Annotated in this window: 21 protein-coding genes; 1 reads left to right on the top strand and 20 read right to left on the bottom strand. The window is 49.9% G+C overall.

Features of this window, described 5'->3' with window-relative positions; all coding sequences use genetic code 11:
* Positions 1–2 precede the first annotated feature (2 nt).
* The 9 genes from ispG to rpsB form a co-directional block, all read right to left on the bottom strand.
* Positions 3–1,130, bottom strand: a complete 1,128-nt coding sequence (ispG, locus tag ACR9EC_RS01835) for a flavodoxin-dependent (E)-4-hydroxy-3-methylbut-2-enyl-diphosphate synthase (RefSeq protein WP_435300584.1) — start codon at positions 1,128–1,130, stop codon at positions 3–5.
* Positions 1,131–1,283: 153 nt separating this feature from the next.
* Positions 1,284–2,600 carry a M50 family metallopeptidase gene (locus tag ACR9EC_RS01830; protein ID WP_435299823.1) on the bottom strand — a complete coding sequence of 439 codons (1,317 nt, stop codon included), beginning with the start codon at positions 2,598–2,600 and terminating at the stop codon, positions 1,284–1,286.
* A 72-nt stretch (positions 2,601–2,672) separates the two neighbouring features.
* A complete protein-coding gene (dxr, locus tag ACR9EC_RS01825; protein ID WP_435299822.1) occupies positions 2,673–3,851 on the bottom strand; it encodes a 1-deoxy-D-xylulose-5-phosphate reductoisomerase in 1,179 nt (392 codons plus the stop codon).
* A gap of 1 nt (position 3,852) precedes the next feature.
* Entirely contained in the window at positions 3,853–4,395 is a 543-nt protein-coding gene (locus tag ACR9EC_RS01820; protein WP_435299821.1) for a DivIVA domain-containing protein, read from the bottom strand.
* A 107-nt stretch (positions 4,396–4,502) separates the two neighbouring features.
* Complete coding sequence (locus ACR9EC_RS01815; RefSeq protein WP_435299820.1) at positions 4,503–5,363, bottom strand: phosphatidate cytidylyltransferase; 861 nt, start codon at positions 5,361–5,363, stop codon at positions 4,503–4,505.
* Positions 5,363–5,917 (bottom strand): ribosome recycling factor, encoded by a 555-nt coding sequence (frr, locus tag ACR9EC_RS01810; RefSeq protein WP_435299819.1) that lies wholly within the window; start codon positions 5,915–5,917, stop codon positions 5,363–5,365. Before frr ends, ACR9EC_RS01815 begins: the two co-directional genes overlap by 1 nt.
* 55 nt (positions 5,918–5,972) lie before the next feature.
* Positions 5,973–6,731, bottom strand: a complete 759-nt coding sequence (pyrH, locus tag ACR9EC_RS01805; RefSeq protein WP_435299818.1) for a UMP kinase — start codon at positions 6,729–6,731, stop codon at positions 5,973–5,975.
* A gap of 225 nt (positions 6,732–6,956) precedes the next feature.
* Entirely contained in the window at positions 6,957–7,802 is an 846-nt protein-coding gene (gene tsf / locus ACR9EC_RS01800; RefSeq protein WP_435299817.1) for a translation elongation factor Ts, read from the bottom strand.
* A gap of 80 nt (positions 7,803–7,882) precedes the next feature.
* Positions 7,883–8,695 (bottom strand): 30S ribosomal protein S2, encoded by an 813-nt coding sequence (rpsB, locus tag ACR9EC_RS01795; RefSeq protein WP_435299816.1) that lies wholly within the window; start codon positions 8,693–8,695, stop codon positions 7,883–7,885.
* Between the two features lie 340 nt (positions 8,696–9,035).
* Here rpsB and ACR9EC_RS01790 point away from each other — a divergent pair, with 340 nt between their 5' ends.
* A complete protein-coding gene (locus ACR9EC_RS01790; protein ID WP_435299815.1) occupies positions 9,036–9,623 on the top strand; it encodes a M23 family metallopeptidase in 588 nt (195 codons plus the stop codon).
* Between the two features lie 7 nt (positions 9,624–9,630).
* Here the strand turns inward: ACR9EC_RS01790 and ACR9EC_RS01785 are convergent, their stop codons facing one another.
* The 11 genes from ACR9EC_RS01785 to rimM all read right to left on the bottom strand — a co-directional run bounded on the left by ACR9EC_RS01785 (position 9,631) and on the right by rimM (position 19,108).
* On the bottom strand, positions 9,631–10,533 hold the full coding sequence (locus ACR9EC_RS01785; RefSeq protein ID WP_435299814.1) for a FliA/WhiG family RNA polymerase sigma factor: 903 nt from the start codon (positions 10,531–10,533) through the stop codon (positions 9,631–9,633).
* 47 nt (positions 10,534–10,580) lie between these two features.
* Positions 10,581–11,483, bottom strand: a complete 903-nt coding sequence (locus tag ACR9EC_RS01780) for a tyrosine recombinase XerC (protein WP_435299813.1) — start codon at positions 11,481–11,483, stop codon at positions 10,581–10,583.
* A 294-nt stretch (positions 11,484–11,777) separates the two neighbouring features.
* Positions 11,778–12,959, bottom strand: coding sequence for a DNA-processing protein DprA (dprA, locus tag ACR9EC_RS01775; RefSeq protein WP_435299812.1), 1,182 nt, complete (start codon positions 12,957–12,959; stop codon positions 11,778–11,780).
* Positions 12,956–14,488 carry a YifB family Mg chelatase-like AAA ATPase gene (locus ACR9EC_RS01770; RefSeq protein ID WP_435299811.1) on the bottom strand — a complete coding sequence of 511 codons (1,533 nt, stop codon included), beginning with the start codon at positions 14,486–14,488 and terminating at the stop codon, positions 12,956–12,958. Before ACR9EC_RS01770 ends, dprA begins: the two co-directional genes overlap by 4 nt.
* Positions 14,479–14,928 (bottom strand): YraN family protein, encoded by a 450-nt coding sequence (locus tag ACR9EC_RS01765; RefSeq protein WP_435299810.1) that lies wholly within the window; start codon positions 14,926–14,928, stop codon positions 14,479–14,481. The genes ACR9EC_RS01770 and ACR9EC_RS01765 overlap by 10 nt, the downstream gene beginning before the upstream one ends.
* A 131-nt stretch (positions 14,929–15,059) precedes the next feature.
* Entirely contained in the window at positions 15,060–15,359 is a 300-nt protein-coding gene (locus ACR9EC_RS01760) for a DUF2469 domain-containing protein (RefSeq protein WP_435299809.1), read from the bottom strand.
* A gap of 38 nt (positions 15,360–15,397) precedes the next feature.
* Positions 15,398–16,213 (bottom strand): ribonuclease HII, encoded by an 816-nt coding sequence (locus tag ACR9EC_RS01755; protein ID WP_435299808.1) that lies wholly within the window; start codon positions 16,211–16,213, stop codon positions 15,398–15,400.
* Positions 16,214–16,252: 39 nt separating this feature from the next.
* Positions 16,253–16,969 carry a signal peptidase I gene (lepB, locus tag ACR9EC_RS01750; RefSeq protein ID WP_435299807.1) on the bottom strand — a complete coding sequence of 239 codons (717 nt, stop codon included), beginning with the start codon at positions 16,967–16,969 and terminating at the stop codon, positions 16,253–16,255.
* A gap of 165 nt (positions 16,970–17,134) precedes the next feature.
* Positions 17,135–17,488 carry a 50S ribosomal protein L19 gene (rplS, locus tag ACR9EC_RS01745; protein WP_435299806.1) on the bottom strand — a complete coding sequence of 118 codons (354 nt, stop codon included), beginning with the start codon at positions 17,486–17,488 and terminating at the stop codon, positions 17,135–17,137.
* Between the two features lie 247 nt (positions 17,489–17,735).
* Entirely contained in the window at positions 17,736–18,536 is an 801-nt protein-coding gene (trmD, locus tag ACR9EC_RS01740) for a tRNA (guanosine(37)-N1)-methyltransferase TrmD (protein ID WP_435299805.1), read from the bottom strand.
* Between the two features lie 5 nt (positions 18,537–18,541).
* Complete coding sequence (gene rimM, locus ACR9EC_RS01735; RefSeq protein ID WP_435299804.1) at positions 18,542–19,108, bottom strand: ribosome maturation factor RimM; 567 nt, start codon at positions 19,106–19,108, stop codon at positions 18,542–18,544.
* Between the last annotated feature and the right edge of the window lie 81 nt (positions 19,109–19,189).

Raw genomic sequence — 19,189 nt, 5'->3', positions numbered from 1 at the left:
ACCTAGCCTACGGTAATGGTGGGGGCTTCCCCTGTCTTATCCATAGTGTCTGCAATTCTCATTGCTTCCTCGATGAGGGTTTCGACGATCATGGCTTCTGGCACAGTCTTGATGACTTCACCCTTAACGAAGATTTGTCCCTTGCCGTTTCCTGAAGCAACACCAAGATCAGCTTCACGAGCTTCGCCTGGACCGTTCACGACGCATCCCATAACTGCAACGCGCAGTGGAACTGGCAGGCCTTCCAACCCTGCTGTTACTCGCTCGGCAAGAGTGTATACATCAACTTGAGCACGGCCACATGACGGGCATGAAACAATCTCAAGTTTGCGTGGTTTCAAGTTCAAGGATTGAAGGATTTGGTTTCCAACTTTGACTTCTTCCACGGGAGGAGCCGACAACGACACTCGAATCGTGTCACCGATACCACGTGACAACAATGCGCCGAACGCCGTAGCCGATTTAATCGTGCCTTGGAAAGCAGGCCCTGCCTCAGTAACGCCGAGGTGCAGCGGCCAGTCACCGCTTTCAGAAAGTAACTCGTAGGCTCGCACCATAACGACAGGGTCGTTGTGCTTTACCGAGATTTTAAAATCGTGGAATCCGTGCTCTTCAAAGAGGGAAGCTTCCCATACAGCTGATTCGACAAGCGCTTCAGGTGTTGCTTTCCCGTATTTTTTGAGCAAGCGGGGGTCTAAAGATCCTGCGTTAACACCAATGCGAATAGAGACGCCTGCGTCACTTGCTGCTTGCGCAATTTGCTTTACTTGGTCATCGAACTTACGAATGTTTCCAGGGTTAACACGTACGGCTGCGCAGCCTGCATCAATGGCCGCATATACGTACTTCGGCTGGAAGTGGATATCTGCAATGACTGGGATTTGTGATTTCTTGGCGATCGCTGGCAAAGCTAACGCGTCGTCCGCACTTGGCACAGCAACTCGAACGATATCGCAACCAGCGGCTGTGAGTTCCGCTATTTGCTGCAACGTAGCGTTGATATCTGTTGTTGGTGTGGTTGTCATTGATTGGACGCTGATAGGTGCGTCGCCACCAACTTCAACTTTTCCAACACGGATTTTCCGGGTCTTACGACGAGGTGCAAGAGTTGGCGCGGGGGCGGAAGGCATACCGAGATTGATTGGAAGACTCACCCGTCCATTATCCACTGAAACACACGCACAAAAGAACTAAGGAGATAGGTCTCACGATGATCTGCACTAAAAAGTCACGTGTTTGGGCTTCCGTTGACAAGGAATAACACAATCACAACATGAAACATATTACGAGAAAAGCTTGATCGGATTAACAATATCCGCATATATCAGCAAAACACCCATACCGAGCAGAATAAAGAACATCGTATACGTCAAAGGCAATAGTTTTGCCGTGTCTACTGGACCAGGACGCGGCTTGTTTCGTAAACGTGCGATCTGTCGTCGTGAACCCTCATATAAGGCACTGGCAATGTGGCCGCCATCAAGCGGTGGCAGAGGAATCATGTTGAAAGCGAACAGCGCGATGTTAAGTTGCGCGACAAGACCCAAAAGCGTCGGAACAGTGAACCCTGCATCTCTTAGTTGTTCGCTCGAAGAAATTTCACCAGCGAAACGGCCAATACCTACTATGCCCACAACAGAATTAGGGTCACGTTCTTCATTACCAAATGCGGCTTGAGCCACATCGACCAGACGCTGCGGTAAGGAGACGATCACTTGAGCCGTTGCAGCAAGCCTCTTCCCTATTTCTCCTGGCACCTCAGTAACCGGACGAGGCACAAACTCTCGAGATCCAGAAAATCCCATGTGTCCGATCATGTGTGTGACAGCAGTGCCGTCTTCGGCGACAACTGCGACACCATTTTCATCAAACACTGGGCGTTCCACGGTTAGAGGGGTCGCCATTGTTTCGCGCACAGTACCGTCACGTTCATATTCCACGGTGACAGTTTTTCCGCCAGAGGCAGCAATAAGTTCTGTGAGCTGCTGCCATGACTCAATATCGGTTCCATCCCATGCGACGATCGTGTCGCCTGGTTCAAGCCCAGCTTCTGCTGCGGGTGCTGCGGGAGTTGTTGTGTCACATTGTGCGTCTGCGGCAGATTGCGCGGGAAGAACACACTGCGCCACTGTGGAGAGTGTCGTGTTCAGTTGTGGCGTGCCAAAAGCTACAAACAAGAAACTCAGCACCACAAAAGCAATGATCAGGTTCATAAAAGGACCTGCAAACATGACAATAAATTTTTTAGGTGCCGACAAATTGTAAAAAGCACGCGACTCTTCGCCGGGGAGGATCTCTTCCGTGCTAGCATCCCGAGCTGATTGAATAAATTCAGCTAGCCGACCTTTTTTTGCGGTTTTACGCGGATCGTCTGGAGCATACATGCCCACAAGTCGAACGTACCCACCCAAGGGAATCGCCTTGATGCCGTATTCAGTCTCACCCCGACGAAACGACCACAGAGTCGGACCAAACCCGATCATGTACTGCGGAACACGCACACCAAATTTTTTAGCGGGCACAAGGTGCCCTATTTCATGCAACCCAATTGAGACCAGTAGACCCACCAAGATGATGAGAACACCAACAAGATATGACACAACTGCTCCCTTTATTCCACACGAGGTAATCTCAGTGTGAACGAATTACCTGAGAAGAACCTTAAGTTACGTCTACGCTTGCGCTCGAGCAACGTGTTCGTGCGCCCGCTTACGGGCCCACGACTCCACGTGCGACACCTGTTCAACTGTCAGCTCCCCTGCCGGCGCATCAAACTCGGACAGAACCCGCTCAACAGTATCGACAATATCTAGATACCCAATTTTTCCTGCAATAAACGCAGCAACACATTCTTCGTTCGCTGCATTAAAAACAGTTGGGTGTGTAGAAGACATGTTCACAGCTTGACGTGCAATCTTTACGGCACGGAAAACATTCTCATCCAACGGTTCAAAAGTCCACGTATGCGCTGTCGTCCAGTCCACCGGAACAGAACCATTAACAATACGGTCAGGCCAACTCAAACCGAGAGCGATAGGAAGCCGCATATCAGGTGGTGATGCCTGCGCAAGAGTACTGCCATCAATAAATTCGATCATCGAATGCACCACCGACTGAGGATGGACAACCACCTCTATGTCAGAAACGGGCACATCAAAAAGTACATGCGCTTCAATAAGCTCTAACGCCTTGTTCACCAACGTCGACGAATTAATTGTCACGACTGGTCCCATAGCCCATGTAGGGTGCGCTAAAGCATTCTCCACAGTAACGTGCTCGAGGTCTGACCTTTTTTTACCTCGGAAAGGCCCACCTGAAGCCGTCAAAATAAACTTTTTCACTTCTGTCCGGCGTCCACCACGTAAAGCCTGTGCCATGGCAGAGTGTTCAGAATCAACAGGGACTATCTGGTCTGGACGCTGAAGAGCCCGTTTAACGAGCTCTCCCCCAGACACCAATGACTCTTTGTTGGCTAATGCCAACGTTGAGCCTGCATGCAATGCTGCAAGCGTAGGGCCTAATCCCACAGAGCCTGTAATGCCATTTAAAACAATATCTGCGCCCACACCTGCAAGATGGGCTGCCGCATCAGGCCCAGCAAAAACTTCAGTTCGACAATTTCGTGCACGTAATTCGTGTTCTAGTTCAAGCGCACGAGAAGAATCAGCAATTGCAACTTGGGGCACCCCGAACTCTTGCACTTGCTGTGCAAGTTCAGGAATATTCCCTCCACCCGCGCTCAAGCCCACAACATTAAATCGTTGTGGATTGCGAGAAATCACGTCTAATGCCTGTGTCCCAATAGAACCTGTCGACCCGAGCAGAACAACAGATTGAGAGCCCGAATGCATTCTAGGATTCAACTCCTAGCAAAACTTCAATACCACGCGCCATAAACGCATCGACGGATCCTTCGTCATAAGCATTTTTGCCTTTAGCACGCTTAAAGGTAATGACACGTAGATCGTCAGCAGTAACTTTAATTTTTCCGTCAAAAAATTTCACCAGATTCGCGCACAAGGCATCAACCTCATCACTTGCGTAACCGTAGCCGCGACGAGGATGTGAAAATTTTTCCCCAGCAGGTCGGGTCAATCGTGGATACATTGTGCGGGCGCGTTCATTGAGAACGTTCGACCACTGATCTTGACCTTGCTGTGCCACAATTTCTTGACGCTCTTTTGCAACAAAAGCGTTCTCCAAACGATTCAACGCGGCATCCACCTGGTCGGTGTCATAGCCACGATACATAACATCAAAGACACACGTATGTATGTCACGATGTGTGAGCGGCTCATCCGTGCGGCCCTCGTAATAGTCACGTGCGTGTTCGAAAAAATCATCTACCTCGTCTGGGTCATAACCCTTTTTTAGACCAGATACTCTCGTAAACATTCCCGACACTATGTGTCCTTCCCACAGTACGCACGCTAATATCAATTACTTTAATGATGAAACCGACCCGACGCTACGATCACGATGCATGTTCTGGAACTACAGCACTACATTCCTGGCAACGTCGGTGCAGATGACAATAGCAAGTAAACGAATGGCGCTGTCAAGAGCAGCGAATCAATACGGTCGAGGACACCACCGTGCCCAGGTAAGAGCCTGCCCATATCTTTTAACTGCAAATCACGTTTAATAAGCGATTCGGCAAGGTCTCCAACGGTGGCAGTAATCGGGGTGAGGAACCCGAGCATAACTCCCACAATGGGGTTAACACCCAAGAAAAATGTTCCAACAATGCCGACCATCATTGTTAATACGAAAGATCCGAAAAGACCTTCCCAGCTCTTTTTAGGGCTGACGGAAGGCGCTAACGGATGCTTACCAAAGCGCACCCCTGCGAGATAGCCACCCGTGTCATTAGCAACAGCCAAAAGAATAAAAATGGCGACCTGCAAAGCACCGTTTTCTTCAGCCAGCATAAGCATCACAAAGCCGGCCATTAAGGGTAAATATGCTGCTACGAATAGTCCAGCGGCACAATCGCGTACAGCGTTAATACCGCCACCATCAATAACTCGCCAGATGACAAGACCACCAACGGTGAGAACAAAAGACACCATCAGTGCCTCTGCCCCAGAAATATACGTCGACACCAGCATCCCTGCTGTCCCGACCCATAACGGCAGAATAGGGATAAGGATTTCACGACGCTTAAACGCTTGAGCGAGTTCCCACACCCCAGCGCAAATCGCGACAACCGCTAACCCAACAAAAGCTTCTTTCCGAAAATAAAGTGAAGATCCCACTGCGCCCAGCAATAATATTGCGACCGCAATCGCGGCGGGCAGATTCCTGCCCGCCTTCGATTGCTCAGCGCTAGTAGCCTTTGACTTTCGGCTTGATCTAGCCATCAAACTTCGAGTAATTCTGTTTCTTTGCTTGCGAGAAGCTGATCGATCGACTCGATGTGACGTTTCGTGAGCGCTTCTAGTTCTTTTTCAGCGCGCACACCCTCGTCTTCACCGACTTCGCCATCTTTAACAGCCTTGTCACACTGGTCTTTAGCTTTACGACGAACACCACGAACTGAAACGCGACCCTCTTCAGCCTTCGTTTTAGCAAGCTTGACGTAGTCACGACGGCGTTCTTCAGTCAACGCAGGCATTACAATGCGAATAGCTACACCATCATTTGACGGGTTAACACCAAGGTCGGAGTCGCGCAGTGCCTTTTCGATCAAAGCCATAGAAGACTTATCAAAGGGGTTAATCAGAACGGTACGAGCATCAGGAATGTTAAAAGATGCTAGTTGCTGCAATGGCGTTGGCGCGCCATAGTAGTCGACCATGATCTTTGAAAACATTCCAGAGTTCGCACGACCGGTACGAATACCTGCGAATTCTTCTTTTGCTACCTCAACAGCGCGATCCATTTTTTCTTCTGCTTCAAGAAGAATCTCGTCCATAACACAACTCCTTAACTGTGACGCCCTGGGCGTACCAATATTTTCTAACTACAGGTTAGTCTGCGGTGACTGCGGTACCAATTGGCTCGCCGACGAGCGCGCGCGTAACGTTGCCGTCTTCGTCCATACCAAATACGCGCATAGTTAAGTCATTGTCTCGGCCAAGACTCATTGCACCAGCATCCATGACTGCCAGCCCTTGCACCAATGCGTCAGTGAAGGAAACAGTGGACAGCAGTTGTGCATCTGGGTTTGTACGCGGGTCAGCTGTGTATACGCCATCAACACCGTTTTTACCCATGAGGACTTCTTCACAGCCAGTTTCTAAAGCTCGTTGAACTGCAACTGTATCCGTGGAGAAGTACGGCATGCCTGCTCCCGCACCAAAAATTACAACGCGGCCCTTTTCCAAGTGACGAATCGCGCGCAACGGAATGTACGGTTCAGCTACTTGCCCCATCGCAATTGCTGTTTGAACGCGAGTGCTCACTCCGGCCTGTTCTAGGAAGTCCTGCAGCGCTAAGCAGTTCATGACGGTGCCGAGCATACCCATGTAGTCTGCTCGAGCGCGGTCAAGTCCTTGCTGAGAAAGCTCTGCCCCGCGGAAAAAGTTTCCCCCACCAACAACGATTGCGACCTGAACACCTTGAGCAACTGCCTCAGCAATTTCCGCTGCTACACGGCGAACAACTGTTGATGCAAGACCAATCTGCCCGCCACCAAAAGCTTCTCCTGAAAGCTTGAGCAAAACGCGGCGTGCTGGCGCTTGTGTCTCGTGCTCGGCGCCCTGTGTAACGTTGTGTGATGTGGACATATAAAACTCCGCTTCTGCAGGTAATGGGTGTGCTCTGCGCGTTCATGCACGTGTAATCGATTATCTCATCACTTATGTCTGTATTCGGCATGACAGCCAAGCAAACCATGTGAGATGAAAAAGATGACGTTGCCCTGCACTCAACAAAGGTGAGTAACAAAAACAGTCATCTGCACTAAATGCCCGGTCCACATACGTGCGGACCGGGCATTTAATGAAAAGAAATTAAGCTCCTACGCGGAAGCGTACAAAGCCTGTGAGCTCGCCCTTAGCCTCTGCAAGAACTTGTCCAACCTTCTTGGATGGGTCCTTTGCAAGTGGCTGGTCAAGAAGAACAACTTCCTCGTAAAACTTGCCAAGACGGTTCTCAGCAATTTTTGCGATGATGTGCTCTGGCTTGTTAGCGCCTTCTGCGCGTGCAGTTTCCTCGGCGATACGACGCTCGTTGTCAACCTTTTCAGCTGGCACGTCTTCGCGTGAAAGGAACTCTGGGGACAGCGCAGCAATGTGCTGTGCAATGTCCTTAGCAGCACCTGCAGCAGCAGCGTCAGTAACAACGAAAACGCCGATTGCTGGTGGAAGGTCTTTTGCAGTGCGGTGCAGGTATGAGGTAACAGCTGGACCGTTCACTACTGCTACACGACGCAAAACAATTTTTTCGCCAAGGGTTGCAGCATCAGCGTCGATGAGGGCTTGGATGGTCTGACCATCAACCTCAGCAGCCAAAGCGTCTTCAGCGGACTGTGCACCAGACTTTACGACTGCAGCAAGTACGGCGTCTCCAAGTTCAATGAACTTAGGTGACTTTGCCACGAAGTCAGTTTCACAGTTAAGTTCAATGAGGGTACCTACCTGGGCACCGTCAACGTCTGCAATGTTTGCAGCTACAAGACCTTCAGAGGTTGCACGGTCTTCACGCTTTGCAACACCCTTAAGACCCTTAACGCGGATGATCTCAAGAGCCTTCTCTGAGTCACCGTTTGCCTCGTCAAGAGCCTTCTTCACGTCAAGCATTCCAGCACCAGTGCGCTCACGGAGCGCCTTGATGTCTGCGGCAGTGTAGTTCGCCATTGTTTATCCTTTGATGGTGGTGGCTGATCCAATAGTTGGCGGCCGGGTTACGACCGCCAACTTAAAGACTGTAGAAAGCCTTACTTAGCTTCGTCAGCAGCTGGAGCTGCATCTTGAGCTGGAGCTTCTGCGGAGTTTTCGAGAAGCTCGCGCTCCCACTCAGCAAGTGGCTCAGCGTCAGCAGAACCAGTCTTACCGCCCTTGCTGCGGGCAACGAGGCCCTCAGCAGCAGCGTCAGCGATAACACGAGTCAAGAGCGCAACAGCGCGGATCGCGTCGTCGTTACCTGGAATCTTGTAGTCAACGACGTCTGGGTCACAGTTGGTGTCAAGGATCGCAACAACTGGGATACCAAGCTTGCGTGCTTCGTCAACAGCAAGGTGTTCCTTGTTGGTGTCAACGATCCAGATAGCTGAAGGAACCTTTGCCATATCGCGGATTCCGCCAAGAGTGCGAGCAAGTTTGTCCTTCTCGCGGCGCATGATCAGAAGTTCTTTTTTGGTGAACTGGGAACCAGCAACATCGTCAAAGTCGATCTGCTCGAGTTCCTTGAGGCGCTGTAGACGCTTGTTCACGGTTTGGAAGTTGGTGAGCATACCACCAAGCCAGCGGTGGTTTACGTATGGCATACCCACACGTGCAGCCTGCTCAGCTACTGGTTCCTGTGCTTGCTTCTTGGTTCCAACGAACAAGATGGTTCCACCGTGTGCAACGGTTTCTTTCACAAACTCGTAAGCGTTGTCAATGTAAGAAAGTGACTGCTGAAGGTCAACGATGTAGATGCCGTTACGCTCTGTGAAAATGAAGCGCTTCATCTTTGGGTTCCAGCGGCGAGTCTGGTGTCCGAAGTGAACACCTGCGTCGAGGAGCTGGCGCATGGTTACTACTGCCATGACGTTTCCTTTCGGTGCAACCGGGGATCCTCCCCTGCATTACACACATTCGAGCGGCTGAGAGCCGCATTTCGGGTTAGCTAACTCGCGCTGTTGTGCGCGAGTATTCCACACTCCACACGTTTGCAACCGCCAAGGCGGACCACAGCAAAACGCGAGGCTTTTCAGCACTGAGTGCTTTTAGTCATGTCACTGTGGCCGATTTTAGGCACACAAAAAATGACATGCGTGGTCAATATTACCCGATCCACAGCATCCTGATCGACAAATTATCCACACTCAGTGACGTGATTCGCTGCACACAATATAGCCATACACGTTCTACTCGTACCGTACCGATATGGCATTTCTTTCAACGCCCGTAACAGCAGTGTGTGCCGTCGGGTTAATGCTCGGCGGCATGCTCTCACCTTCTGCCTTGACACACGGTCACGCCACATCATCAAGTGATCGTGCGTCACACAGGTTGTACAGCCCAATACGCGATCACAGCACATTACCGATCGAAGGGCTTCCTCCGCAGGCATCACGGCAGGCGTTGCGCGCCGCTGGAATAATAATGCACGATTTCGACCCACCAGCCGAAAAATGGCTGCCAGGACATCGCGGCATTGATTTTGCTACGCAACCTAACGACTCAGTCTTTGCACCGCGGGCAGGAGTACTTACTTTTATTGGGAAAGTTGCTGGAAAACCTGTTGTTGTCATTAAGCATGAGGACAACACACGTTCCACATTTGAACCTGTCACAGCCGTTTTACCCAAAGGAACCACAGTCCAAGCAGGGCAAGTCATTGGGCAGGTAACGCCAAGTTCGTACAGTCATTGCGCCGACGCATGTGTTCATTGGGGCGTGTTACGCGGTGACACATATATTGATCCGTGGCGACTCATTCAACCATGGCGCACAGTAGTCCTGCTCGAGTAAAAAGCGATTACGACGTTTGAGCAGCTAAAATTTGCTTACGCATACGAACTAAAACAGCTGAATGCATTTGTGAAACTCGCGATTCGGTCACCCCAAGCAAGGAACCAATCTGCGAGAGTGTCATCCCTTTAAAGTAATACAGCGAGACAATAATTTTTTCACGCTCATTTAATTGGTCAACTACTTGGCCTAAGATTTCTCTACTCTCTTTTTCCTCGAAGGTATGCGCGGGATCAACTGAGGTAATCCGTTGCACGCTTTCGATCGCAGAGATCATTTCTAAGCGTTCGCCTGTTCCTACTACTTCATCTAAAGCAACCATGTTTGTACTCGATAGTTGCCATTGAACTTGGCGTAATTCTTTGTCATTCATTCCGAGTTCACCAGCAAGTTCATCATTTGTTGGTGCCCGATGTAATCGCGATTCAAGGTCCACATACGCGCGGTCATAGGCTCGAGCTTTACTCCGCACAGATCGTGGAATCCAGTCCACGGCACGCAACTCATCAAGAATCGCGCCACGAATTCGGGTGGATGCGTATGTTTCAAACTTGATGTCTCGCCCAGAGTCAAACTTGTCTATCGCATCAATGAGACCAAACATTCCGTATGACACAAGGTCCGCGGATTCAACTGTGCTTGGTAAACGCATGCCCACTTTGTTTGCGATGAGCGACACCAATGGCGCGTACCGCAATATGAGCGCTTCTCGAGTTTTCGGACACGGGTCGTGTGCGTAGGCACTCCATAACAAAGCATCAGTTGTAGCGACGTCTTCGACGTGACCGTACTGGTGTGATTCTTTAGCTTGCGATGACTCTACGTGTGGCTTTTCTGGACAATTCGCCGTTCCGCGTGCACGAAGAGTCTCAGACGGCGCGAGGTGCGCGTCCGCTGAGAGCGATCCCATGTTGTCCCCTTACGGTTTTGGCGGCGGTCAGTTTATGTATAAGTTACTTATGCTCGCGGGTGAGCGATGTAATAAGCGGACTTTAGTCGTTCGGGTGTGACGTGGGTATACCGTTGCGTTGTGGACAACGACGAATGCCCTAATATTTCTTGCACGGATCGCAGATCTGATCCTCCTGCTAGCAGGTGTGTTGCTGCGCTGTGCCGGAGTGCGTGAGGGGCAATATCTGGGACTCCTGCGTGCTGCGCAAGACGATGGACCTTGTCGCGTACATCGCGATCGTTCCAGCGACCACCTCGCTGTCCATAGAATAATGCTCGAGGTTCTTGTGCTTTTTGGAGGAACTCTGGACGTCCGCGGGTGAGCCATTCTTGTAACGCAAGAAGAGCAGGTTTCCCCATGGGCACAACACGTTCTTTTTGGCCTTTACCGACGACTCGCACCAGCGCTTGAATAAAATCTACGTCGCTTACATCCAAAGCAACTGCTTCAGAAATGCGTAGCCCGCTTGAATAGATCAATTCGCAGATTGCCCACAATCGTAAGTCTGCTGCGCTGCCTTCTTCGCTGTGGGCGCGGGTCTGCGCGGCGTTCAGCAATGAACTGACTTGATCTTGGTTAAGCACCTTAGGGAGCTTGTTTTTCGGTTTTGGCGTAAGGAGTCTTGAAGCTGGGTTAGAAGAGATATGTTCAGTTTTTTCTGCCCACTCAAAAAACGTACGCGCTGCTGCGCCTTTTCGAGCAAGTGTCGCTGGCTGCATTCCTTTTTCTACACAGTTGGCAAGCCAATCGCGCAAATCCACAAGAGATGTGTCAAGAAGGGTTTTGTCTTCTCGTTCGAGGAAACCCTGCAGTGACTTGATGTCAGCAGCGTAAGCGCGTTGCGTGTGCTGAGATACTCCTCGACGGAGCGCTAAGTGTTGAACAAAGTCATCGATGACCTTCTCCATAACGCCTCCTCCGCCTTCGCACACGAACCATTCAATAGGTGCAACAGATTACATAGATGCTGGCCAACATGCCAGCAACAATCCCGCCACTACCATGCAACCAATTTCTAAACGCCTTCTACACCAAATCGCTACATTGTTACAACACGAGTATAGGGGAAATTAACCCGGGTTCTACTACCCATGCCTTTTTGTGCATCCACAATGGGTGCTCACTTCATACAAACGGCAGCATCGTGCGGTTGTTTAGGTAAATCAACAGAAAAACATGGCTCAGAGTTTGAGACAGATTTCTTACTTTTGGTTAGTTTTGCTGGTTTGGACTCTCATCCAACCTCCTGCTGAGCGTCTAATAAGTCCCATTGATTCCAGTCCACCTAGCTGACCAATGCAATGGATTTCTGCTATTCCCGAAGCAGTAGATACTTCATCTACCCTCATGCAACGTCGTGTACTCAGTGCATCAAGAACACGACGCTGTACATCAGTTAAACAATGAACCGGAGCGATAAGTACCTCTTCCGGTCCACGGCTCACATCACCATGCGGAAATACGAACTCACGAAAATCTTCAACCCCACCAATAAGTTGAGTTGGAGTCTCACGAAGAAGACGATGACATCCCGCAGACTGCGCTGAAGTAATTGGCCCAGGAACAGCTCCGACATCACGTCCTATCTCTAGCGCATGATGAGCCGTAGATAACGCACCCGAACGCCATGCTGCTTCAATCACGACTGTGCTACGCGAAAGGGCAGCAATAATGCGATTACGCGACAGAAAACGTGACTTCATAGGAACCGCACCCACGGGAACTTCGCTTACTAAAGCGCCACCAGCGTCAATAACACTCGCTAATAATTCTTTGTTTCCAGCCGGATACATCCGATCGATTCCGCCAGCAAAAACGGCAAGAGTCGGCACTTCTAGGTGCACTGCTGTTCGGTGTGCACACGCGTCAACGCCAAAAGCTCCACCTGACACTACCGTGCACGAGGAATCCATAAGCGCACTAACAAATTGCGTCGTTACATGCTCACCGTATTGAGTGAGTTCACGTGAGCCTACAATAGAGACTCCATGCTGTGCCCCACCAAGAAGTTCCACATCGCCTCGCACCCATAAACAATGCGGTTTGCTAGGGCCTAAATCATCAAGTTGATGAGGCCAATACGGAGAAGTATGCGTGACGATTTCCGCGCCAACAAGCCGAGAGTTTTTATGCTCGCGGTCAAGATCAACCGCATGTAGACGTTTCGTCCACCGTTGAATAGCTCGCTTAAACATTCGATCGTCATCAGAAAATACATCCCGAATCTCTGCAGGCTGTACTGTCATATCGGAACGTTCACTAGCCTTGTTAAGCCATATCCATGCTTCCTGCATGCCTAAAATCGAGATGAGTTCTCCAGCTTGCACATCACTTGGTTCAGCTATCCGTGCCCAGCCAATGCTGGCGTCTATCTCTGTAATCATGCGTCGCCTGCCCGAGTGCGTAGAGCTAACGCAGTATGAATCGTGTCCACACTGATTATTGATTCGTCACTCAAATCAGCAATGGTTGCTGCAACGCGAAGCACCCTGTCAGCCCCTCTCAAGGAGAGCCTTCCGCGCTCAGTCAGGTGATTAACTTCTTTAATCGCTTCACTTGTTTTACCTAAATGATTTCGTATCCATGTTCCGTGCGCTTGCGCGTTGGTGTGCCACGGTAAATCCGCATAACGACTATGCGCACGCTGTCGAGCCTGTGTTATACGTTCTTTCATCTCTGCTGAACTTGAGGTGGGAGCGTGTAACGTTCCCACCGCTACCGGCAACACATCAACTTGTATATCAACGCGGTCCAGCAAAGGCCCTGACAGCCTGTTCATGTATCGTCGCCGCTGCAATGAGGTGCACACACACTGTTTTCCAGAACCATGAGCATTGCCACAAGGGCAGGGATTCGCTGCTATAACAAGTTGAAACCGTGCTGGAAAGGTTGCTGTTCCCACAGAACGTTGTATGACAACCTCTCCAGATTCGATAGGTTGCCGAAGCGTTTGTAGGGTCCGTGCGGAAAACTCTGGGGCTTCATCTAAAAACAGAATCCCATGATGTGCCCTCGATACCGCCCCCGGTCGAATTGTTCCGCTACCGCCCCCAATAATCGCTACACCCGTTGCCGTATGATGCGGATTCTCAAAGGGTGGAAGAGTGGAAATACCGTGCTGTGAACTAAAAGTTCCACATAAAGAATGAATAGATGCTGTTTCTAAAGCTTGCTCAGGTGTTAACTCTGGAAGCACGGATACGATTCGTTGAGCAAGCATAGTTTTCCCCGTGCCTGGCGGCCCGATCAACATGAGGTTGTGTCCTCCAGCGGCCGCTATTTCCACCGCATATTTTGCTGACTCTTGCCCCACAACTTCTGACATGTCTCTAGGTTGACTAGGTGTGTGCATGTGCAAAGAATCAGGCACAGCGTGTTCGTATAATTCCAGTTCCGGTGCTTCTCCGCCGAGTAGACGAATGCACTGACCTAATGTTTTAACCGGAACAACATCAACATTTTGTACAAGTTCAGCTTCTGCTGCGTTACCCGCGGGCACAACAACGCGGCTTACACCGAGTTGTGAAGCTGCATGGACTGCAGGCAAAACTCCACGCACTGGATGTAGTTGACTATCTAAACCTAATTCTCCAATAAACATGGTGTCTCGCACATGTTCTGGATGAAGTGCTCCAACAGCGACAAGGATCGCCACGGCAATCGCAAGATCAAAAGTTGATCCTGATTTTGGAAGTGAAGCGGGAGCTAAATTTACTGTTATTTTCCGTTGAGGAAACTCAATTCCAGCACTTGCAATTGCGGCCCGCACACGGTCTCGCGCTTCACTCAACGACGCATCTGGAAGTCCAATGATCGTAAAAGCTGGTATCGCTGATGTTACGTGCGCTTCAACTGTCACGTTGTGTCCGTGCACCCCTAAGAGCGCGATAGTGCGCGCATAGCCTATCGCCATGCTGATATTCCTTGAATATGATCAACCGACGAAGCCACAATGGTGCGCCTATCAGGCGTTACGTGCAGCCGTATGATCACAGCATCAACACGAGTGGAGGTGTATCGTGAGCTATTTTCTTGTAGCCACTTTGCTGAAAGCCTGACGATTGTTTGAAGTTTTCGATGTGTGATTGCTTGTGCAGGAGAGCCAAACGCTTGTGTTGTGCGGGTTTTTACCTCAACAAAAACTGCTTTATGCCCTTGCTGGGCAACAATATCGAGTTCGCCTCGCACTTCACCGCTGCTTCGCCAATTTCGTGCAAGGATCTGATAGCCCTTACCGAGAAGATACTCTTCTGCAAGGTCCTCTCCGATTCGGCCAATATCGTGTGGACGCAAATATTGAGGTGTACGCGTTTCGATACGCCTAAAGTTTTCGCCTCGATGGCTAGCTGTCATGGGTCTATCGTGAACAGTAACTAACTCGTCATAAAACGATTGCTAAAAAAATTCCTATTTTTCGGTATAAAAAAGCCGGCAGAAGTTGTGTGGAAAACCTCTGCCGGCTTACTAGATAATCTTTTTCAGGATCAGATCTCTAGTTCGTTTCGTGCTAGTTCTTCAACGTTAACGTCTTTGAAGGTTACGACTCGAACTGATTTTACGAATCGTTTAGAACGGTAGACATCCCATACCCACGCATCATGTAGGTGCACTTCAAAGTAAACTTCTCCGGCGGCAGAACGCACTTGTAAGTCAACTTTGTTGGCAAGATAAAAACGGCGTTCAGTTTCAACAACATATGAGAAAAGTTGCGCTACATCGCGGTACTCGCGGTACAACGCAAGTTCCATCTCTGTTTCATAGTTTTCAAGGTCGTCAGCACTCACCGTTACATCATCGCCTATCTTTGCCTATGATGGCGTGTTCACGCGCTAGGTAAGTTCCAACTTGTGCGGTGATGCACAGTTGGCCCTTGTTCAATGAGGGCAAGGTTGTGGCCCGACGAGCCATAACCTTTATTGGTAACCCACCCATATTGCGGGAATTGACGGTCAAGTTCAGTCATTAATCTGTCACGCGCAACTTTAGCCAACACGGATGCCCCTGAAACAGCAGCACACGCTAAGTCAGCTTTTACCCGTGTCACAACTTTAGGTTCGACATATCCAGGAATTGTAACGTTTTGATTGTCTTCAAAGTGGTCAAAGAGGCTCGTCGCGGGCTCGGTAAGCCAATCATGTGAGCCGTCAAGAAGCACCATGTCTACGGGGCCAATTCTTTGTGCGATCGCCGCTAAAGCACGCTGACCTGCAAGGCGTAAAGCCAGCACTATGCCAAGTTCGTCGATTTCAGTGTTGGAAGCTGAACCAACAGCGTGTTCTACAGCCCATCCTCGAATAAGTGGCACGTACGCATCGCGTACATCTGAGGATAGATCTTTAGAATCAGTGAGCCCTGGCGGAGGGTCGATGGTGGACGTGTCAACGACGCACACGCCTACAACGACCGGACCCGCAAGGGCTCCACGACCTACTTCATCCATACCTGCGACAAGCCGTGCACCGCGTCCCAAAAGAGATCGTTCGTGAGTGAGATCTGCAAATACCCGCTGCTTTGCACTCGTCGTTTGTGCTTTACGTTTCATGAGTGCTTCATGGTGTCGTACCACTAGGGCACGTGCAGTATCTTCTTCACTTGGTGTTACAGCAAACAGATAGTTTCCTGCGACATCTTCAATCATGAACGCGAGATCAACTTTCACATTCGGAGGGCTACAAAGTTATTTGGGGTTTGGCACGTCTTGGAACACTTCGCCCGGGTTTTTTAACCATCCGGCACGGTCAAATGGCCACATTTTTACAAAGGCTGTTCCTACGACGTTATCCATAGGGATGAAACCGCCGCCAGGATCCCCTATGTGGTAGCGAGAATCTCCGGAGTCAATCCGGTTATCCCCCATCACCCATAGTGAATCTTTAGGCACCACCTGTGAAAATTCTACAATTGAAGGTGCAACGCCTGGCTTCAAATATAAAGATTCGTCAATTGGCTGGCCGTTAACTGTGACTTTTCCATCTTTTGTACAGCATTCGACAGTATCGCCAGGCATACCGATGACACGTTTTACAAGGTGAGAACCTGCGTCTTGTGGAAGTATCCCAATAAAGGTGAGGGCTTTACGTACTGCGGCTTGTCCCGCTGTATCTTGTACGAATTGACCTTCCAACCATCCGCCAGGGTCTTTAAAAACGACGATGTCACCGCGGTGAACATCAAAAACGCCTGGAACCATTTTGGAAACCAAAATGCGATCTTGCACTTTTAACGTATCTTCCATGGAACCACTTGGAATGTAAAAAGCTTGTACAAGGAACGTCTTGATTAGCCACGAGAGTGCCAAAGCACTGACAATAATTATTGCTGATTCACGAAGAAAAGAACTTTTTTTGGGTTGCGGAGCGTCTTCGTTATGAACGTCTTCAGGGATTGCAGTCACTCAGTAAGCCTGCCACTTCATTTGCGCATACACGTGAACAATGATTAAACCTTCACCAGAACTTCAACAGGTGTGGTTGAACCATACACTGAGAGGCGGCTGCTGTGTGCAACCGCCTCCCAAAAATGAACTGTTAACACATACAGTGTTAAGAGGTCACTGAGATCATTTCGCGGTGTTGTCGCGCTTTTCCTTGATCTTCGCCTTCTTGCCGTGAAGCTTACGCAGGTAGTAAAGCTTTGCACGACGAACGTCACCACGAGTAACTACCTCAATAGACTCAATGGTTGGAACGTGAAGTGGGAAAGTACGCTCAACGCCTACACCGAATGAAACTTTACGTACGGTGAAGGTTTCGCCGATTCCGCCACCAACACGGGCGATGCATACACCTTGGAATGCCTGGATACGGGAACGGTTACCTTCAACAACCTTAACGTTTACCTTAACGGTGTCTCCGGCGCGGAAGGATGGGCGCTCGGTGAGCAAGCCCTCTGTTACGAAATCCAGCTTCTGCATTGTATTCTCCTCGTCCTGCCACAGGTCAGGAACGAACTCAGGGGCTTTTCCTGTATGAAGAGTCCCGAATTATCATCGTTTGTTTGGCGTGTTGCATGTCAAGGACCCTCCCCCATGGCAGAGAGTGAAGACACACACCAAGGAACAATTTTCTCACACCGTTTGGAGTTGTCGCTATGCAACGAGGAAATAGCAGAAGTTACTCTCATCACGAAAAGCAAACAAAAAATTACCGTTCTGAGTAATGTCAGGGCGCGGGTGGCGTATAGGTTCCATCTGGTTGACGACGCCATTTCTTGTTCTGCAAGAATGCTCTGTCTGCTTTATCAAGTTGATCAGGCTGCAACGCTTCAATCATGTCTGGGCGGCGCGCGATCGTTTTTTCTAAGGCTTTGTCTCTACGCCAACGAGCAATTTTAGCGTGGTGGCCGCTCAACAGAACTTCGGGAACATCATGGCCTTCCCACGTTGTTGGACGCGTATACACAGGATATTCCAGCAACCCTGCCGCCCCATGTGATTCTTCCACCAATGACTCTGGGTTACCGATAACTCCTGGTAGTAGACGTGCAATCGCCTCGACCATCACCATGGTGGCAACTTCACCACCGTTAAGCACATAGTCCCCGATCGAACATTCACGGACCTCTAAACCTTTTTCTTTATAACGTTCTGCAACTCGGGCATCGATACCTTCATATCGGCCGCAAGCAAAAATAAGGTGGTCTGCTTGTGCTAAGTCTTCAGCCGTGCGTTGTGTGAACGTTTCACCTGATGGGGTCGGCACAACAAGAACAACGCGTTCTGCGTGTGTACCTTGTTGACTCACAACAGCATCTAAGGCTTTTCCCCACACGTCGGCGCGCATAACCATTCCAGCGCCGCCACCGGTAGGCGTGTCATCAACAGTCTTATGACGATCTGTGGCCCACTCGCGCAAGTCATGCGTCTGTACATCCAGAAGCCCAGTGTCGTGAGCTTTCCCAAGCAATGAAAGGCTTAAAGGTTCTAAGAACTGTGGAAAGATCGTAATAACGTCAATGCGCACGGTTGTTAGTCCCTTTTCGTTTCTGAAGCGGATGAATCGTGTGTTTCTTCTGAAACAACAAGGTTTTCAACGTCAGCAGCCAATAGCCCCTTAGGTGGCGCAATAACGACTTTTTTCCCTGCAACGTCAACGACAGGAACAAATCTTTTCAGAAACGGAATTAAAGTTTTTTGCCCGTTAGTTTCTTTAATAACAAGAGCGTCTTGAGCAGGCAGATACTCTAGCCCCACAACGTGGCCAACTTTTGTGCCATCTTCTAAAAGCACGTCTAAGCCTTGCAGCTCGTGTACGTACCATGCGTCTTCTTCGTCGGAAGATTCAACCTGCACGATGAGGTCTGTGCCTTTAAGTTTTTCCGCTGCTGTTCGGTCAGCGCATTCAGCAAAATAGACGTACCAGCGGCCCTGCGCCACTCGGGTCCTCGTTACAGTTAAAGGACCGTTTTCTGGTGGGCTGGTTTCGATAGTTGTTCCTACTGCAAGTCGCGTATCTGGGTTGTCGGTTCGCAGTTCTAATCCGACTTCACCTCGCAAGCCGTGGGCGCGTCCGATACGTGCAATTGTCAGTTCCATGGTTCCTCACCTACGAAATATTCATGTCACAGTGCACGCAGTGCAACTCAACGGAAAGCATGTAAGGGCCTAGCCACGATG

Origin of the sequence: Timonella sp. A28 (genome assembly GCF_051200815.1) — a bacterium.
In the GTDB taxonomy this organism is placed as follows: domain Bacteria; phylum Actinomycetota; class Actinomycetes; order Actinomycetales; family Cellulomonadaceae; genus Timonella.
This window is presented reverse-complemented; position numbering and strand designations above follow the sequence as displayed.

Bases quoted from the DNA above. Each gene is read 5' to 3' on its own strand.
- ispG (WP_435300584.1), bottom strand. From the start codon at position 1,130: ATGCCTTCCGCCCCCGCGCCAACTCTTGCACCTCGTCGTAAGACCCGG.
- dxr (WP_435299822.1), bottom strand. From the start codon at position 3,851: ATGCATTCGGGCTCTCAATCTGTTGTTCTGCTCGGGTCGACAGGTTCT.
- ACR9EC_RS01820 (WP_435299821.1), bottom strand. From the start codon at position 4,395: ATGTTTACGAGAGTATCTGGTCTAAAAAAGGGTTATGACCCAGACGAG.
- ACR9EC_RS01815 (WP_435299820.1), bottom strand. From the start codon at position 5,363: ATGGCTAGATCAAGCCGAAAGTCAAAGGCTACTAGCGCTGAGCAATCG.
- frr (WP_435299819.1), bottom strand. From the start codon at position 5,917: ATGGACGAGATTCTTCTTGAAGCAGAAGAAAAAATGGATCGCGCTGTT.
- pyrH (WP_435299818.1), bottom strand. From the start codon at position 6,731: ATGTCCACATCACACAACGTTACACAGGGCGCCGAGCACGAGACACAA.
- tsf (WP_435299817.1), bottom strand. From the start codon at position 7,802: ATGGCGAACTACACTGCCGCAGACATCAAGGCGCTCCGTGAGCGCACT.
- rpsB (WP_435299816.1), bottom strand. From the start codon at position 8,695: ATGGCAGTAGTAACCATGCGCCAGCTCCTCGACGCAGGTGTTCACTTC.
- ACR9EC_RS01790 (WP_435299815.1), top strand. From the start codon at position 9,036: ATGGCATTTCTTTCAACGCCCGTAACAGCAGTGTGTGCCGTCGGGTTA.
- ACR9EC_RS01785 (WP_435299814.1), bottom strand. From the start codon at position 10,533: ATGGGATCGCTCTCAGCGGACGCGCACCTCGCGCCGTCTGAGACTCTT.
- ACR9EC_RS01780 (WP_435299813.1), bottom strand. From the start codon at position 11,483: ATGGAGAAGGTCATCGATGACTTTGTTCAACACTTAGCGCTCCGTCGA.
- dprA (WP_435299812.1), bottom strand. From the start codon at position 12,959: ATGATTACAGAGATAGACGCCAGCATTGGCTGGGCACGGATAGCTGAA.
- ACR9EC_RS01770 (WP_435299811.1), bottom strand. From the start codon at position 14,488: ATGGCGATAGGCTATGCGCGCACTATCGCGCTCTTAGGGGTGCACGGA.
- ACR9EC_RS01765 (WP_435299810.1), bottom strand. From the start codon at position 14,928: ATGACAGCTAGCCATCGAGGCGAAAACTTTAGGCGTATCGAAACGCGT.
- ACR9EC_RS01755 (WP_435299808.1), bottom strand. From the start codon at position 16,213: ATGATTGAAGATGTCGCAGGAAACTATCTGTTTGCTGTAACACCAAGT.
- rplS (WP_435299806.1), bottom strand. From the start codon at position 17,488: ATGCAGAAGCTGGATTTCGTAACAGAGGGCTTGCTCACCGAGCGCCCA.
- rimM (WP_435299804.1), bottom strand. From the start codon at position 19,108: ATGGAACTGACAATTGCACGTATCGGACGCGCCCACGGCTTGCGAGGT.